The sequence below is a fragment of the Planktothrix sp. PCC 11201 genome (assembly GCF_900009135.1).
In the GTDB taxonomy this organism is placed as follows: Bacteria; Cyanobacteriota; Cyanobacteriia; order Cyanobacteriales; family Microcoleaceae; genus Planktothrix.
In genome coordinates, this window is the sequence record NZ_LT797693.1 from 136,449 (window position 1) to 152,610 (window position 16,162).

At 41.0% G+C, this 16,162-nt stretch carries 14 protein-coding genes; 9 read left to right on the forward strand and 5 right to left on the reverse strand.

Annotation, left to right across the window (positions count from 1 at the left end; genetic code table 11):
* Window positions 1-108: 108 nt before the first annotated feature.
* From obgE to ftsW, 5 genes are all read left to right on the forward strand, one after another.
* Window positions 109-1,167, forward strand: a complete 1,059-nt coding sequence (obgE, locus tag PL11201_RS05340; RefSeq protein ID WP_079677572.1) for a GTPase ObgE — start codon at window positions 109-111, stop codon at window positions 1,165-1,167.
* Between the two features lie 104 nt (window positions 1,168-1,271).
* Window positions 1,272-1,574, forward strand: coding sequence for a hypothetical protein (locus PL11201_RS05345; protein WP_079677573.1), 303 nt, complete (start codon window positions 1,272-1,274; stop codon window positions 1,572-1,574).
* 307 nt (window positions 1,575-1,881) lie between these two features.
* The gene (locus PL11201_RS05350) at window positions 1,882-2,478 is read left to right on the forward strand and encodes a (2Fe-2S) ferredoxin domain-containing protein (RefSeq protein ID WP_234996614.1); all 597 of its coding nucleotides are present in this window, start codon (window positions 1,882-1,884) and stop codon (window positions 2,476-2,478) included.
* 627 nt (window positions 2,479-3,105) lie between these two features.
* Window positions 3,106-5,112, forward strand: a complete 2,007-nt coding sequence (tkt, locus tag PL11201_RS05355; protein WP_079677574.1) for a transketolase — start codon at window positions 3,106-3,108, stop codon at window positions 5,110-5,112.
* 126 nt (window positions 5,113-5,238) lie between these two features.
* On the forward strand, window positions 5,239-6,441 hold the full coding sequence (gene ftsW, locus PL11201_RS05360) for a putative lipid II flippase FtsW (RefSeq protein ID WP_079677575.1): 1,203 nt from the start codon (window positions 5,239-5,241) through the stop codon (window positions 6,439-6,441).
* Between the two features lie 19 nt (window positions 6,442-6,460).
* Here ftsW and PL11201_RS05365 read toward each other — a convergent pair whose 3' ends face one another.
* From PL11201_RS05365 to cphA, 3 genes are all read right to left on the reverse strand, one after another.
* Entirely contained in the window at window positions 6,461-7,957 is a 1,497-nt protein-coding gene (locus PL11201_RS05365; protein WP_234996615.1) for an ATP-binding protein, read from the reverse strand.
* Between the two features lie 207 nt (window positions 7,958-8,164).
* On the reverse strand, window positions 8,165-8,479 hold the full coding sequence (locus PL11201_RS05370) for a hypothetical protein (RefSeq protein ID WP_079677576.1): 315 nt from the start codon (window positions 8,477-8,479) through the stop codon (window positions 8,165-8,167).
* A 167-nt stretch (window positions 8,480-8,646) separates the two neighbouring features.
* Window positions 8,647-11,244, reverse strand: coding sequence for a cyanophycin synthetase (gene cphA, locus PL11201_RS05375; protein ID WP_079677577.1), 2,598 nt, complete (start codon window positions 11,242-11,244; stop codon window positions 8,647-8,649).
* A 395-nt stretch (window positions 11,245-11,639) separates the two neighbouring features.
* Here cphA and PL11201_RS05380 point away from each other — a divergent pair, with 395 nt between their 5' ends.
* The 4 genes from PL11201_RS05380 to PL11201_RS05395 all read left to right on the forward strand — a co-directional run bounded on the left by PL11201_RS05380 (window position 11,640) and on the right by PL11201_RS05395 (window position 14,738).
* Window positions 11,640-12,095: a MarR family winged helix-turn-helix transcriptional regulator gene (locus tag PL11201_RS05380; RefSeq protein WP_079677578.1), complete on the forward strand. Its 456-nt coding sequence runs from the start codon at window positions 11,640-11,642 to the stop codon at window positions 12,093-12,095.
* 116 nt (window positions 12,096-12,211) lie between these two features.
* Complete coding sequence (locus PL11201_RS05385; protein WP_079677579.1) at window positions 12,212-12,391, forward strand: CDGSH iron-sulfur domain-containing protein; 180 nt, start codon at window positions 12,212-12,214, stop codon at window positions 12,389-12,391.
* A gap of 525 nt (window positions 12,392-12,916) precedes the next feature.
* Window positions 12,917-14,071 carry a hypothetical protein gene (locus PL11201_RS05390; RefSeq protein WP_079677580.1) on the forward strand — a complete coding sequence of 385 codons (1,155 nt, stop codon included), beginning with the start codon at window positions 12,917-12,919 and terminating at the stop codon, window positions 14,069-14,071.
* Between the two features lie 79 nt (window positions 14,072-14,150).
* Window positions 14,151-14,738 (forward strand): TIGR04376 family protein, encoded by a 588-nt coding sequence (locus PL11201_RS05395; RefSeq protein WP_079677581.1) that lies wholly within the window; start codon window positions 14,151-14,153, stop codon window positions 14,736-14,738.
* A gap of 10 nt (window positions 14,739-14,748) precedes the next feature.
* Here the strand turns inward: PL11201_RS05395 and PL11201_RS05400 are convergent, their stop codons facing one another.
* Both PL11201_RS05400 and PL11201_RS05405 read right to left on the reverse strand, forming a co-directional pair.
* Entirely contained in the window at window positions 14,749-15,330 is a 582-nt protein-coding gene (locus PL11201_RS05400; protein WP_079677968.1) for a Uma2 family endonuclease, read from the reverse strand.
* 46 nt (window positions 15,331-15,376) lie between these two features.
* Window positions 15,377-16,129 carry a hypothetical protein gene (locus PL11201_RS05405; protein WP_079677582.1) on the reverse strand — a complete coding sequence of 251 codons (753 nt, stop codon included), beginning with the start codon at window positions 16,127-16,129 and terminating at the stop codon, window positions 15,377-15,379.
* Window positions 16,130-16,162 lie beyond the last annotated feature (33 nt).

Below are 16,162 nucleotides of genomic sequence, written 5' to 3' on the forward strand. Positions count from 1 at the left end.
CCTAACCCCCTTAATAAGGGGGGAACAGGAGGGAGGTAAAACTCCCCATTTTTTAAGGAATAATGGGAGACTCAAATATCTTACTCATCTCAAATACAATAAAATAAAATGCAATTTATTGATCAGGTTGAAGTTGAAGTCGAAGCCGGAAAAGGAGGCGATGGAGTCGTTGCTTTTCGACGAGAAAAATATGTTCCCGCCGGGGGGCCAGCCGGAGGCAATGGCGGGAAAGGCGGTTCGGTTATATTAGTCGCGGTGGAAAACCTCCAAACCCTCTTAGATTTTCGCTATAACCATAAATTTAAAGCCGATGATGGCAAGCGAGGCGGCCCGAAAAACATGACCGGGGCACAGGGAGAGGATTGTATAATTGAAGTGCCCTTGGGAACAGTGGTTTATGATGCTAATACCGATGAAATATTAGGGGATTTAATCGAAAAAAATCAACAATTTTGTGTCGCAGCTGGAGGGAAAGGAGGTTTAGGAAATAAATATTTTTTAAGTAACCGAAATCGCGCCCCCGAATATGCTTTACCTGGATTAGAAGGGGAAAACCGACGGTTAAGATTAGAATTAAAATTATTAGCAGAAGTCGGAATTATTGGTTTACCTAATGCCGGAAAATCCACCTTAATTTCTGCCTTATCCGCCGCCCGTCCTAAAATTGCCGATTATCCGTTTACCACCTTAATTCCTAACTTGGGAGTGGTCAGAAAACCCACGGGCGACGGGACGGTTTTTGCTGATATTCCGGGGTTAATTGAAGGTGCCCATTTAGGGGCGGGGCTAGGTCACGAATTCCTGCGACATATTGAACGAACTCGGGTTTTATTACATTTAATTGATATTACCGATAGTGACCCCATTGGCAATTATCATACGATTCAAGAGGAATTGAAAGCCTATGGCAGAGGATTAGGAGAACGTCCTCAAATTGTGGCTTTTAATAAAGTGGATGCGGTTGATACTGAAAGTTCAGAAATTCAAGCCCTTGCCTCTCAATTGCAAGAGTTAAATCAAAGCCCTATTTTTATGATTTCCGCCGTGGCTGGAATGGGTTTAGATGCTTTATTGCAGGAAGTTTGGACACAATTAGATCAACTGTATTTAATTGATAAACAGAAGTTAGAAGTCGAAACATTGATGTCTAACCCCGTATCGAGTTGATATATAAAAAGATTAACTTTATCTAAAGTTTTATCCCACCATCTCCAATTCTCGGCTAATCTGTAACGAAACTCATCTATAGAGGAAGAATCGTGAAGAAATCCATGGTCGGTGTTCTAATGGGTGCAATGGTCAGCCTAGTTACTGCTGTTTATCCAGCCTGGGCCGAGAATTGGGTATATATTGGGAAAGCAACAACTGGAGAAGAAATTTATGTTGATGCGGATAGTATTTCTTCAGCCCGAGAAGGAATCAGATTTGTTTACAGTATCGGTAATGAAACCCTTCAGGCGGCGGCTAACTGTAATAACAATACTTGGTACGTCCTGAAATATGATACCACTTATTCTCCCCAAAGTCAAGCAACTCAAGATATGTTAGTCTATGTTTGTCGGGTCGGAAGTTAAATTAAAATCAACAGTTTTATTCAAGATTAATTGCTAGTTTAGTTCAGGGTGCATTTCTTTTTTTAACCATCGGATTATTGTTAATGGTCATTAATCTATAGCAAGTCTAAATCAGTTGTCTCAATAGTTTGAACATTAAAAAACTTTAGGGGCGAGGTCTTCTCGCCCTCTTTTTAGAAAAATTTCCTTTAACCTATTGAGAATAATTTTTATTTGAGGTATCCTGGTCAACATAGGTTCACCGATCAGAGTCTAGGGCTTGATCCGTGGGCTGGTTTGTCCTCATGATTCAAAATAGAGTTCAATCATGTCAACCCATTCATTAAATATGGAATTCAATCTCACCGGGACGATTCAAAATGTTGGGATTAAAGATGGAAAACCTAAAGTAATTACCCTGATGACTTCTTTGGGATTATTGTTAATTAAAATTTCCAAACAAGCCAGAATTATCGGGATTTCTGATTTAGCCCCGGGTTATCAAGTAAAGGTTACAGGTCAGAAAAAACAAGATTTTAAAACCGGAAAAATTAAGCTGAAAGCTACGCGGGTGCTTTCGAGTTCAAAACCGATATCAACTCTAACCCCATCAGTTGCTTTTAATTCTCAAATTCATCAAGACGGCGAAATTCCTTTAAGCGACCCTTTAGTTATTACTGTTAAACCCGCAAAAATCTTAGTTTGTCAAAAATCAGATTGTCGAAAACGGGGGGGAGATCGGGTTTGTGCAATCTTAGAAAAAGAGTTAGTACAAAGGGGATTAGAAGATCAAGTGACTATTCAAAAAACAGGATGTCTGAAAAAATGTAAGTCTGGCCCTAATATTGTGATGTTACCCGATAAAACCCATTATAGTAAAGTTGAACCGCACAAAATTTCAGGATTAATTGAGCAACATTTTTAAAAGAATTCGGGAAAGGGGAGATCAAAGAAATCAGGCACAATTTACAGAAGAAACAAAAAGAACATCAAACACCTAGCTGAAAGAAATAGGGTTTCTGTTTTAACTTCTGACTTTTTTCAGAAACCTTATTTGCTGGATAATTTGATAATATTTAATCAATAAAACCGACAAATAATATCTATTTGTTTTGAATTTTAAAAGAATTAGAGAAAAATCGAATTTTTTATTGAAAATAGATTGCAATTACTTGAGGAAACCGAAGGCTTTGAGCCATGCTAGAAAAAACTCTCCCAGAGGATTGTTGTGACGATGGACAAAAATAATAGTCGAAACCCTGAAAAATCCTGGGAGATTGACAAAAATTAAGCGGTTTGTTGCCACTGCAACGTCAGAGTTTTTGGGAGAGCATGACAATTAACGGGTCGATGTATTGACAAAATTCACCTCTTATGCGTTAGCTAAATGATCAACTTTGACAGAAAATTAAGAATTGGGTTGCTTGCGTGTCCCAAGTGGTGAGATGATTGTGGTGCGGTCTAATGGTAATTCCAGAGCGACTTATGGCATAGAATCTATTCTATACAATCCGCGCTCACGCACTCACTAAAGTCTACAGATAACATAATTATGGTTGTTGCAGCCCAATCACTTGAAGAACTTTGCATTAATTCGATTCGCTTCCTAGCTATTGATGCGGTAGAAAAAGCTAAATCCGGCCACCCCGGACTTCCCATGGGTGCCGCGCCGATGGCCTTTGTGTTGTGGGATCGGTTTCTGCGGTTCAATCCCAAAAATCCTAAATGGTATAACCGCGATCGCTTCGTCCTGTCCGCAGGTCATGGCTGTATGTTGCAGTATGCCCTCCTTTATTTAACGGGATATGATAGCGTCACTTTAGATGATATTAAACAATTCCGTCAGTGGGGTTCTGTGACTCCCGGTCACCCGGAGAACTTTGAAACCTTGGGTGTGGAAGTCACAACTGGCCCCTTGGGTCAAGGGATTGCCAATGGCGTTGGGTTAGCGATGGCTGAAGCTCACATGGCGGCGACCTTCAATAAACCTGATTCTACACTGGTAGACCACTATACCTATGTGATCCTGGGTGACGGTTGCAACATGGAAGGGGTTTCTGGTGAAGCCTGTTCCTTAGCTGGACACCTGGGACTGGGTAAATTAATTGCCCTTTATGACGATAACCATATTTCCATTGATGGAAATACCGAGATTTCCTTTACTGAAGATGTGAGCAAACGGTTCGAGGCCTACGGCTGGCACGTTCTGCACGTTGAAAATGGGAATACAGATTTAGATGGCATCGCTGACGCCATTGCTCAAGCCAAGGCTGTCACAGATAAACCCACTTTCATTAAAGTCACCACCATCATTGGTTACGGTTCTCCTAATAAACAAAATACCGCCGGAGTTCACGGTGCTGCCTTGGGTACGGATGAAGTTGCCGCGACTCGGAAAAACCTGGGTTGGAACTATGAACCCTTTGAAATTCCTGAAGATGCCTTAGCCCATACCCGCAAAGCTGTTGAACGCGGGGCTAATCTGGAAACCGAATGGAATAAAACTTGGGAAGATTATAAAGCCAAATATCCCCAAGAAGCCGCGGAATTTGAACGCCGCACTAGTGGAATACTCCCCGAAGGTTGGGAAAAATCCCTACCAACATTCACACCCGCAGAAAAAGGTAAAGCCACTCGTCAATATTCTGAAGGCTGTCTGAATGCCTTAGCTCCGGCTATTCCTGAATTAATTGGGGGTTCGGCGGACTTAACCCACTCAAACTTAACGGAGATCAAGGGTTTTGGTAATTTCCAAAAAGGACAATATCAAAATCGTAACCTGCGTTTCGGTGTTCGGGAACACGGAATGGGGGCAATTTGTAATGGGATTGGCTTGCACGGTTCGGGATTAATTCCCTATTGTGCTACCTTCTTAGTCTTTGCTGACTATATGCGGGCAGCGATTCGTTTATCGGCGTTATCGGAAGTCGGTGTGATCTATGTGATGACCCATGACTCGATCGCCCTTGGGGAAGATGGCCCCACTCACCAACCTGTGGAAACCATTGCCTCCTTGCGGGTGATTCCTAACTTGTTGGTAATGCGTCCGGCTGATGGTAACGAAACCTCTGGTGCGTATAAAATCGCGGTGGAAAACCGTCATCGTCCGACTTTGTTGGCTTTAACTCGTCAAGCGTTACCGAATTTAAACGGTAGCTCTATCGATGCGGTCAGCAAAGGGGCCTATATTCTGTCCGACAGTAACGGAACTCCCGATTTAATTCTGATCGGAACTGGAAGCGAAGTCTCTCTGTGTGTGGAAGCTGCCGAAAAATTAACCCATCAAGGGACAAAAGTTCGGGTGGTTTCTATGCCTTGTTGGGAACTGTTTGAAGAACAAGATGCTGCTTACAAAGAATCTGTGTTACCTAAAGCTGTGACCAAACGCCTGGCGGTGGAAGCGGGTTGTAGTTTCGGTTGGCAACGTTACACCGGAAGCGAAGGTGACACCATCAGCATTGAAACCTTTGGGGCATCTGCTCCGGGTGGTGTGTTGATGGAGAAATTCGGTTACACCGTTGATAATGTTTTGGCTAAAGCGAAAGCGTTATTAGGTTAAATCGGAATTTAATCTGATTAAAAAGGTGGGCTAGACCTACCTTTTTAATTAATAATTAACAATTAATAATTAATAATTAATAATTGTTAATTGTTAATTGTTAATTATTACGGTTATACTTTTGAGATGAACTTAAGGAAAATTTTCCCCTTTTTGGAATCTTCTGTAACCCATTGGTCAGTGGAAGCCCGATGGTTACACTGGATAACCTTTCTCTGGTTATTTGTGGGCTTAATTGTGATGTTTTCCGCTTCCTATCCCATTGCCTACGCGAACACCGGAGATGGATTATATTATTTTAAACGTCAATTAATTTGGACAGCCGTAGGATTAGTCGGATTTAGTTTTATTGTTCAATCTTCCCTGAGATTTTGGTTGAAAATTGCCCAATGGGGGGTTTTAATTGTTCTGGGACTATTATTTCTGACTTTAGTTCCCGGGTTAGGAACTACTATTAATGGAGCCACACGCTGGATTTCAATTGGGCCAATTCCGATTCAACCTTCGGAGTTAATGAAGCCGTTTTTAGTCTTACAAAGCGCTCGTTTTTTTGCCAATTGGTATCGTTTAAATTGGCAAATTCGGTTAATTTGGTTAGGAATTTTTGGGATAGTTTTATTATCTATTCTTACCCAACCAAACCTCAGTACCACCGCCCTTTGTGGGATGACTCTTTGGTTAGTTGCTTTAGCGGCGGGACTGCCTTTTTCCTATTTAGGAGGAACGGCTTTAGGTGGGATATTTTTAGCTATTTTAAGTGTTACTATTAAAGAATATCAAAGACGACGAATTTTATCTTTTTTAAATCCTTGGTCTGATCCGATGGGAGACGGATATCAGTTAGTTCAAAGTCTTTTGGCGGTGGGTTCCGGTGGATTTTGGGGAACGGGATTAGGATTATCTCACCAAAAATTATATTATTTACCGATTCAATATAGTGATTTTATTTTCTCGGTTTATGCGGAAGAATTTGGCTTTATTGGGGGAATATTACTGTTATTATTGTTAACAATTTATGCCACCCTAGCCCTACGAGTGGCGATGAAAGCCAGACAAATTGAACATCAATTAGTAGCGGTGGGAGTGATGGTGGTGATGGTAGGACAATCTTTATTAAATATTGCGGTAGCAACGGGCGTTTTACCAACTACAGGTTTACCTTTACCCCTATTTAGTTATGGGGGAAGTTCCATGATTGCTAGTTTAGCTTTAGCTGGGTTATTAATTCGGGTAGCTAGAGAAGAAAATCAAGCCCCGGTGATTTCTTTAGCCGATCATCGGTCAACCCAAAACCCACGTCGCGGAATTGGGCGATCGCCAATCCGTTAAACAATTATATCTATTTCAGTTAAGAACAGGTCATAGAATCTAAGCAACAATTTAGGGATGCTGAGGAACTAAATTGAATCGGAATTGTAATCATAAATTCGGTTCCTTTGCCAAATTCAGATTGAAATGATAGCATTCCTTCGTGATAATCTTCAACAATTTCACGGCTAATAAATAGTCCGAGTCCCGTACCTTTTCCGATGGCTTTTGTTGTAAAAAACTGTTCAAATAGCCTCATTTTTACATCCGTATCCATTCCTAACCCATTATCGGTAATTTTCACCCTAACTCTATCGGGTTGGATCACCTCTGTTTTAATATGAATTATAGGAGTTTCCTGACCATTTTCCCATTTTTGTGTCGCTTCTTCTAAAGCATCAATAGCATTACCTAAAAGATTCATAAACACTTGATTGATTTTGCCACTATAACATTCAACTAAAGGCAAATTCCCATAGTCTTTTTGAATGATAATTTGCGGGCGATTAGATTTTTCTTTTAAACGACTTTTTAAAATTAATAACGTACTTTCTAACCCTTCATGTAAATTAATTGGTTTTATTGTTAATTCATCTTTACGCGAAAAATTTCTCAGGGATCGGGCAATTTCAAAAATTCGATCCGCAGATATTTTGACGGAATTAAAAACTTCAGGTAAATCCTCAATTAGAAATTCCAAACTCACCCCTTGCATATAGGCTTGAATTTCTGCAATGGGTTGAGGACATTGTTTTTGATACAGTTGCAGGATGTAAATTAAATCTTGAATATAGTTATCAATACAATTGATATTTCCATAAATACAGTTAACAGGATTATTAATTTCATGGGCTAAACTGGCAATCAGTTGACCCAAAGAAGCCATTTTTTCCTGATGAAACATCTGCGCTTGTGTTTCCTTGAGTTGTTTTAAGGTATGAGAGAGTTTTTGGGCTTGAGCATAGGCGATCGCCGTGGTTTCACAGCTTTTTTTATATAATAAAATTTGTTGTTTTTCTAATTCTAATTGCTCTACCTCACTTTCAAACTGATATTGACTTACAACAGCATCTAAGGCATCTAATAATTTACCCGAAGCTGCTATCATAATCAATTTCATATCTAAATTATCCAGTTCCAACTCCTGATCTGGCGTACTTAAAAGGGATTTAACCGCAGCAATATAATTCCTAACCTGTTGATCTAAGTTATAGGGAGGTAGATAATATATTTTATGAATGGCAGAGGATAAATTAGATTGTAAACTGTGATTAAACTGACCAAAGATCAACATTTGATGAGATTCTTCAAAACTTCGGAGATTCTCTTGTAAAATCGTGATAACTTGCTCTCTTTCTGCTAAATTTTTATGATTGACTAACCGCAAACAAAATAAAGCAATTCGTTGGGATAACATTCGTTGACGACCACTCAGATTAATTACCGCCGCACTAATATTTTGAACAGCATGAATTTCATCGAGATTAAAATAATCATTAAGCTTAATCATAGCTAACCGTTCCTCACTTGATAACATATTGGTTACATCCTTGAATTAACTAAACAAAGACTAATCCTGATTCCCTATATGTCAATTGTCTAAACTTATTGATCTATTATTTGTATCGATTATTACACTGATCTAGGGGAGATTTCTCTCCCATAAAACTAAAATAGGGTTTAGAACTATAACTGGAGACAAGTTCTAAACCCTATTCAAAGTTAAATTGCTGGTGGCTGGAGGTTACGGTTTCTTGATTTCCCGGGCAAGATTCCGATACATATCCATGCTCTTATCCGCACGACGGCGTTCAGTCTTACTGGATGATTCCTCAGCAACAGTATCAGAAACTGTTGAACTATTATTCTGTGCCTTTGCTGTTGTAGATTTAGGGGCTTCAACTTCAACGGGGAAGGTTTTTTTCACCGGAGGTAAATCCTTGAATCTGTCAATATCTCCCATACCTTGGGCTACATTACCTTCGAGATAGAAACCACTTCCGGTTTTTTCACCGGACTCAGAATTCCCTTTTTTGCCAAACAAACCAAATAATGCCATGTTGCCCTCCCGCTAATTTGAGTTGTGAATAATTTTAAGTTTTATAACATTTTATCAGGAATTGTCTTCAATTTCATTTTTGGGGAATGGGGAATGGGGGAATTGATATAGATTTCAGCGAGCGAGGACGCGCAGAATCACGCGGGGCTGACGCCAACGCACCGCTTTTAATTCTCAGGTATTGACTGGAGTAGAGCCAGAACTTGCTTCACTCCTTCGGGGAAAATCACCACCAAACTACCAGGGGTCGCTTCCCTGAGAGCAGTTTTAATCGCTGTTGCTTCTTCGAGAATAATCTCATAGTCAAAATCGGGATTTTCCTGCTTAACTCCGATCTCAATATATTTAGCGACTTCTCCCCGTTGAGATCCGCGGTTATCCTCATCTTCCTTAATAATAATCCGCTCGAACATTTGGGCTGCTAATCGTCCTAATTCGATAAAATCTTCTGGGCGACGGTCTCCGGGCGCGCAGACCACCCCAATGCGTTTACCGTCGGGCCAATTGCGAACAAATTCCAGAATTGCTTGAAAACTGGCACGGTTATGGGCATAATCGAGTAGAATATGGAAAGACTGGTAAGGAATTAAATTCATCCGTCCAGGGGTTTGTTCCACCGACATTTGAAATGTCCGTAACCCCTGACTAATCTCCTCAATGGTCACTCCCTGGATATAGGCGGCTAAACTGGCGGCGAGGGCATTAGCAATCATAAACGGAGCTAACCCCCGTAAGGTGAGGGGAACATTCGCCATCTGTTCCACCCGAATCATTTGGTCTGCTTTTAAAAAGGATAAATAACCCGATTCATAAATCGCAGCTACTCCCCCCTGAGCAACGTGTTCACTCACAATTGGGTTATCAGCATTCAGTGAAAAATAAGCAATTTTCGCTTTTAACTGTGATGCCATAGCCACCACTAAAGGATCATCGGCATTTAATACCGCATATTCACTAGCCGCCTTTGCCACAACGCTTTTCACCTCTGCCATCTCCTCCACGGTGTTAATATCCTGTAACCCTAGATGGTCTTCGGAAACATTCAACACCACCCCCACATCACAGCGACCAAACCCCAATCCTGAGCGGAGAATCCCCCCCCGAGCCGCTTCTAATACTGCTACTTCCACGGTGGGATCACTTAAAATTAAGGCAGCACTTTGAGGCCCGGTATTATCTCCGGCTTCCGCCAAAAAGTCTCCGATATAAGTACCATCAGTAGTGGTAAAACCTACAACTTTTTTAGTTTCTTTAAAGATATGAGCGATTAAACGGGTGGTTGTGGTTTTACCATTAGTTCCGGTAATGGCGGTAATCGGAATCTGACTGGGAGTTCCGGGGGGATACAGCATATCCACAATCGGAACCGCCACGTTTCGGGGTTTACCTTGATTGGGGTGAATGTGCATCCGCAACCCGGGGGCGGCGTTAACTTCCACAATCACCCCGTCCACTTCTCGCAGGGGGCGACTAATATCGGGGGCGGTAATATCAATTCCGGCAATATCTAAGCCAATAATTTGGGCTGCACGTTCAGCAATCCAAATATTTTCCGGGTGAATTTCATCGGTTTTATCAATAGCAATTCCACCCGTACTTAAATTAGCAGTTGCTTTGAGATAACAAATTTCTCCTTTTCTGGGAATACTTTCTAAGCGATAGCCCTGTTGTTTTAAAATATCAATACTGTGGCGATCAATTTCAATCCGAGTTAACATATTTTCGTGACCACTACCTCGACGGGGATCACGGTTTGTATCTTCCACTAATTCTACTAAATTTGAACGCCCATCTCCCATAACATGGGCTGGAATTCGTTGCGCCACCGCTACTACTTTTCCACCCACAACTAATACCCGATAATCATTTCCTTTATAGTATCGTTCAACAATGATAGTGCCGATTTTTGACTCAACTTTAGCCATTTTGTAGGCTATTTCTGCCTCATTCCAAGTTTGAATATCCAGGGTAATGCCCCTACCATGATTCCCGTCTAGGGGTTTTAAAACAATGGGAAATCCACCAATATCATCAATAGCTTTTTCTAAATCATCTAAACTATCAATAACGGTTCCTTTGGGTACGGGTAAACGGGCCGCATCCAGGAGGGTTTTAGTACCTTCCTTATCTCCAGCAAATTCAATACCTAAAATACTGGTGCCGTCGGTTTGGGAGGCTTGAATTCGCCGTTGTTTTTTGCCATAACCGAGTTGAATTACATGGCGGGCAGGTAATTCTTTCCAGGGAATTCCACGGGCTTCGGCTTCTTGAACAATTGCCTCCGTTGTCGGGCCAAGTTGAGCTCCTAAGAAAATTTCTTGTAAGTCTTCTAAATCGTGTCGCAGTTCGGTTTCAGGGTAAAATCCATGATCAATTAAACGATGGCATAATCTGACAGCAGCCCTAGCCACATAGCGTCCCGCTTCCGGGATTTTATATTGAAAGATCACTCTATGGATTCCGGGTTGAGAACTCCCACGAGTACAGCCAAAATCCACGGGCATTCCGGCTAATCTTTGCAATTCTAGGACAATTTGTAGAATGACATCACTGATCAAAATTCCTGTTTTTAGCTTTGTCAGGAAATCTTGATATTTTGGTTGAGTTAAATGGGGTAAAATTTCACAAAGTCCATCGGAGAAATCGGGAATTTCATGGGTGTAGCGATTATCTTTTTCTAAATCAAGATGAATAATAATCAGATTGTGAACATCAATACTCCAATAATTAGGCCCTGATAGGGTTTGAGTTTTTATAATTTTCATTGGTATTCCCTCCTAAACTCATGGATGCGGTCGTTCCAGCAATTCAACATCGGAATGAATTATCCCACAACCTGAGAATATATAAACACCAAAACTCCTGAAATTGGGTCAATGATCAAAAATTTAAGGAAAATATTAGATTCTGTTAAAACTTTACAATCACTCCCAGAATTTCCTGGAGCAATAATTGACTAATTGATAATGATTTAAACCCTAATATCAGCTTTGTTTTTGAGAACATGACTGGCAACTGATAAAGCATCTCGGAGTAATTTTTTAGAGATCTTTTAAAAATCAATAGGAATATATATAGCAATCCTATTTGAGTTGTGTTCAAAATTCCCGATCAAATATGAGATATTCTAATTAGGATAGTCTGTCTTATTAATCCAGAAATGTTCGATTCTTCCAGCTATTCCTCTAAAACCGCCACCAATGAACCCTTCCTGAAAACCATGCGGGAACTGGTACGCACCTATCAAGCCTTTTATAATTATGATGAAACTCTGATTCGACAATATAACCTAACCCACTCCCAGTTTGATGTCATTGCCACTCTGGGAAACACCTCGGGTTTGAGTATGGGAGAAATTGGAGAGAAAACTTTAATTACAAAAGGAACTTTGACCGGGGTGATTGACCGCCTGGAGAAAAAAAATCTCGTGCTGCGGGAAGTCCCATCAGATAATCGTCGAACTGTTATTGTTAAGCTCACTCCAGAGGGAGAAGCCACTTTTGAACGGGTATTTCCTCAACATATTGCCCAACTCAAACAACGGTTTGAACAGCTTGAAGCCTCAGAACTAGAACTACTAAGGGTTTTACTTAATCGTCTTCGTCAGGTTTTCTAGGATTTTTGCCAAAAATTTAGATTTTCTCTTGTCATTTCTCGTCGGGCTATGTTATTCTGTATTCATACAGTTCTAGTTAGAACTATTGAGCAAGATTCAACTTGGAGAACACTACTATGAACCCGAACTCAGAGAAAACCCCCGTTACGGTCACTTTACCTGCTGGAACCCATTGGCTGTGTACCTGCGGTCAATCTAAAAATTATCCCCATTGCGATGGAGCTCATACAGGATCGACATTTACGCCAAAAAAGGTCGATCTGGATGCCCCACAAACCATTGAATTAACCCGTTAATCAAGAAACCGGGTATCTGGGGAATCTAATCAAGACTTCTTCAGACACCCAATTTCTGTCCACATTCCCCAATATATCCCTCTTTTATCACTTTCCGAGTACGATGATTTAAGGTTTTTATTTTAAGATATTGACATCCGCCCCGCCGTAAACGGACGGGGATTCCTCACCACGCCACCTTTTTAGGATGGTCGCCGAATGGGGTTGACGCTTCGCAGACTGTTATATTTAAAGCCTAGAAAAGTATTTTTGTAGCTATTTTAAAAAATAATCTTGTAGCGATCGCCTAAAAAACAATTGGTTTCTCAAGAGTTTTCCATAATCAGACACCTCTATCTGATAGGTGTTGACAAATTTAAAATTATGTGATAGACTCGTTGGGATTTTCAGTTATTCTAAAATTTGTCTAAAATTTCTTGTCAATAGAGATCAGATTCCACGCCACAAATGATATAAAAATATCAATAAAATAGCTGTATCATCAATAAATCGAGGTTAACGATTTACGGATACAAGGAGCGATCAATGCCTCAAGAAACAATGAATAAAACCCGATTAGAATTCTCAGAAGTTCCGATCGCCAAAGCACCGATATCGGTAGAAGCCTATGCCGATGAACTGATGGATGACATTTTTTCCGATGTTGATCGCGTGATCCAAGGGGAACCACGGCTGCCCAAAGAAGCCGTAAAACCAGAATTTGTCTCCCTCAAATCGATTAAAGTCCCTCAAATTATTTTACCTCCAATGCCACGGCAGGAGGAAGAAGACCCAGACAAATTACGCGATGCGAGTGTTAAAAAGTCCTCTCCCTCCTTGGATCGGATTCTATTAATTGCGGCGTTTTCATCGTTATTTATCACCCTATTATTATGGTTAGCCACCCGGGGAGGTTTGGGGCGTTTATTTGCCCCGGAACCTGTGGCGGTGTCCCCCGAACCCGTATTAGATGCCAAGACAAAAGCGGATATTCAATTTTCCAATTATATTGAGCGATCGCTAACCAATATTGAACAACAGAATCAACAAACAGGGCTAGGTTTGCCCCTATTACCCCCTCCCGTGGCGAACGCCCCCTTACCGACCCTGCCCGTTCCTGGGACTCCCCCCGTGGCGACCGTGGCTCCCGTGGTGGATACCAATAACCTCGTCGCCGCCATTAACCGAGTGGCCGGGGCGATCCAGGATGCCTCAAATCAAACCGCCTCTCTGTCTCAACAGGTGATGAACAGCTTGGCCAAGGGACAACAAACCCCACCCCCTGCTCCGGTTACGGTTCCCGGTGGCCGGGGTTCGAGTTCTGTCCCCGCAACAGCCCCTAAACCGACAACCCAACCCAAACCCGCAACACCAACCCAAGTCACTCCCCCAACTCCTCAAGTTCGGGGGGGAGTCACGGAAGGGATGCCATTACCCCCCTCACCTGCGGTGACGGAAACACCCGCACAACAGCCAACGGCAGCAAACCCTGCCCCGATAACGGCCCATACCTTAGTGGGAATTCTGGAATTGGGTGATCGTTCCGCGGCTCTGTTTGAAATTAATGGGGTAGCCCGTCGGATCTATGTGGGTGAAACTATTGGCGCGAGTGGTTGGTCACTGGTGGAAGTGGTGAACCAGGAGGCTGTGATTCGTCGGAATGGAGAAGTGCGAACAATCTTTGTGGGACAACAATTCTAAATGGGTTACTCCAGTTAATCTTGGGAGAGAGACGCGCCGTGGCACGTCTCTACTGTTCTCTTATATTTAATGTTTAATTATGGGTTTATTTGAAGATTTTAGTCGATTTCTGGAGACTCGGTTAGAGGAGTTTCTCAAGGAGAATCCCCATTTAGAATTGCAGGCTTTAGAAGAACAATTACGGGAACAGGAGGAGGATACCTTAAGGTTAATTGCTGAGTTGAACCGAGAGGAAAAAAAGCTGCAAGCGGAAATTTTAGAAGTGGCTCAGGATGTCCAGAAATGGCATAAATGGGTGCAAAAAGCACAGGTGGCTAATCGTTTAGATTTAGTAGCGGCGGCTCAAGAACGGGAAGCGGGATTTTTGCGTCAGGGGAATCAACTTTGGGGACAGATGCAAGGGGTGAAAGAACGGATTCAAAAATCTAAAGAAGTCTATTATCAAGTTCAACAACGTCACAAAGAAGTTAAACTCAAAGCCGCAGAAGTGGAAGCTAACCGCGCGAAATCGAAAGCGCAACAAAACTCTCAAAATTCTAGGGAAACCCAGGGTTGGAATCAGAGTAAATCCTATGGTAGTTCTAATTCTTTTAATGATTCCTTGGAAGCAAAATTCAAACAATGGGAAATGGACGAAGAATTAGAACAGTTGAAACGGAATATGTGACGTTAGAATTTTATGCTTCTGAGGTTTCAAAATTCACTTGTTCATAGAGATCGGTTAAATTGATGGAAAAATCAATCGTACTCAATGTTAAAACAGAATCCGCCGACTCATAAAAATTAACTTGCCATTTTCCCGTTTCTGTTTTTACAAATTGTTCAACGGAATATTGATATTGATCGATTAAAATATATTCTTGAAATTCAGAAATGGAACGATAATACTTAAATTTATCCCCGCGATCGTAACTTCCCGTTGATTGAGATAAAACTTCCACAATGACTAAGGGATTTAAAACCGTATCCGTGCGATTTTCGTGATAAATAACATCCCCTTTAATTACCATTAAATCGGGATAGGTATATAACCGATAATCAGGCATCCATAGGTGGACATCCCCAATAAATAATCTATATTTTTGACCTCTTAATCCTAATTTGATTTGAAAGTAAGCGTTTCCAGCAATTTGATTATGATTCGTCGTACCTCCCGTCATAGGAATAATGTTTCCGTCTCGATATTCATGTTTAAATTCTGCGGTTTCTTCGAGTTTAAAATACTCCTCTGGAGAATAGAGGAGTGGTTTCACTTGCATAACCATATTATTCTCCTACTTAGATCATATCCTTTTATTATATAGCCTATTGTGGCAAAATTTTAATCTCAAGATTAATCTTTTCTTGCCATTCTCGAATATAAACTAACAATCCATACATAAACACAATTACTCCCATCATTTCCATGATTTCCTCGACAATGGCTACTAATGAATAAATTAGACTTTGTTGATGGTTATAAAACGCCACAACGCTCCCGACCATTTCCATGAATAACGCTCCGCCAATATATAAACAGGCAGCTAAAATAAAGTGATAACGGGTTTTTCTAGGAAGATGTAACCAAAACTTCCAATATTTACGCAGAAAAACTATTACTAAAATTATTCCCGGAATTACCCACATCGAACGTAAAAAGGGAGGTAAATTCAACCCTTTAGCAACATCAGGAATAATTAAAATTTCATGAATGGTAGCTACTTCATCAAGAGCTAATAACCAAAAAATAATCGATAACCATTTCCATTGTTGGAAATAACGATATTTTACCGAAGAATTATCATTGGGATCAGTTAAGGAGTTTTGTTGTTCAAGTTCAGCTTGTTTTGCCGAGGCGATCGCCCCCAATAACCAAGCACAAAACGCCAACATAAACGCACTAAACCAAGTGGGTAAATTCATCTCTCGATCAACATTAAACATCGCTGTCCAATCTTTTCGATAGTTAAATCCAAACCGACCAATTTGTATCAGAATACTGGTAAAAGTAAAAAATCCTACTCCCATCGTTAGGCGTTTAGCTAATTTTATCGGAGAAAGGGTTAGATATAATTGCATTTGAACTTATCCTATTTGATCAATCTCAAATCA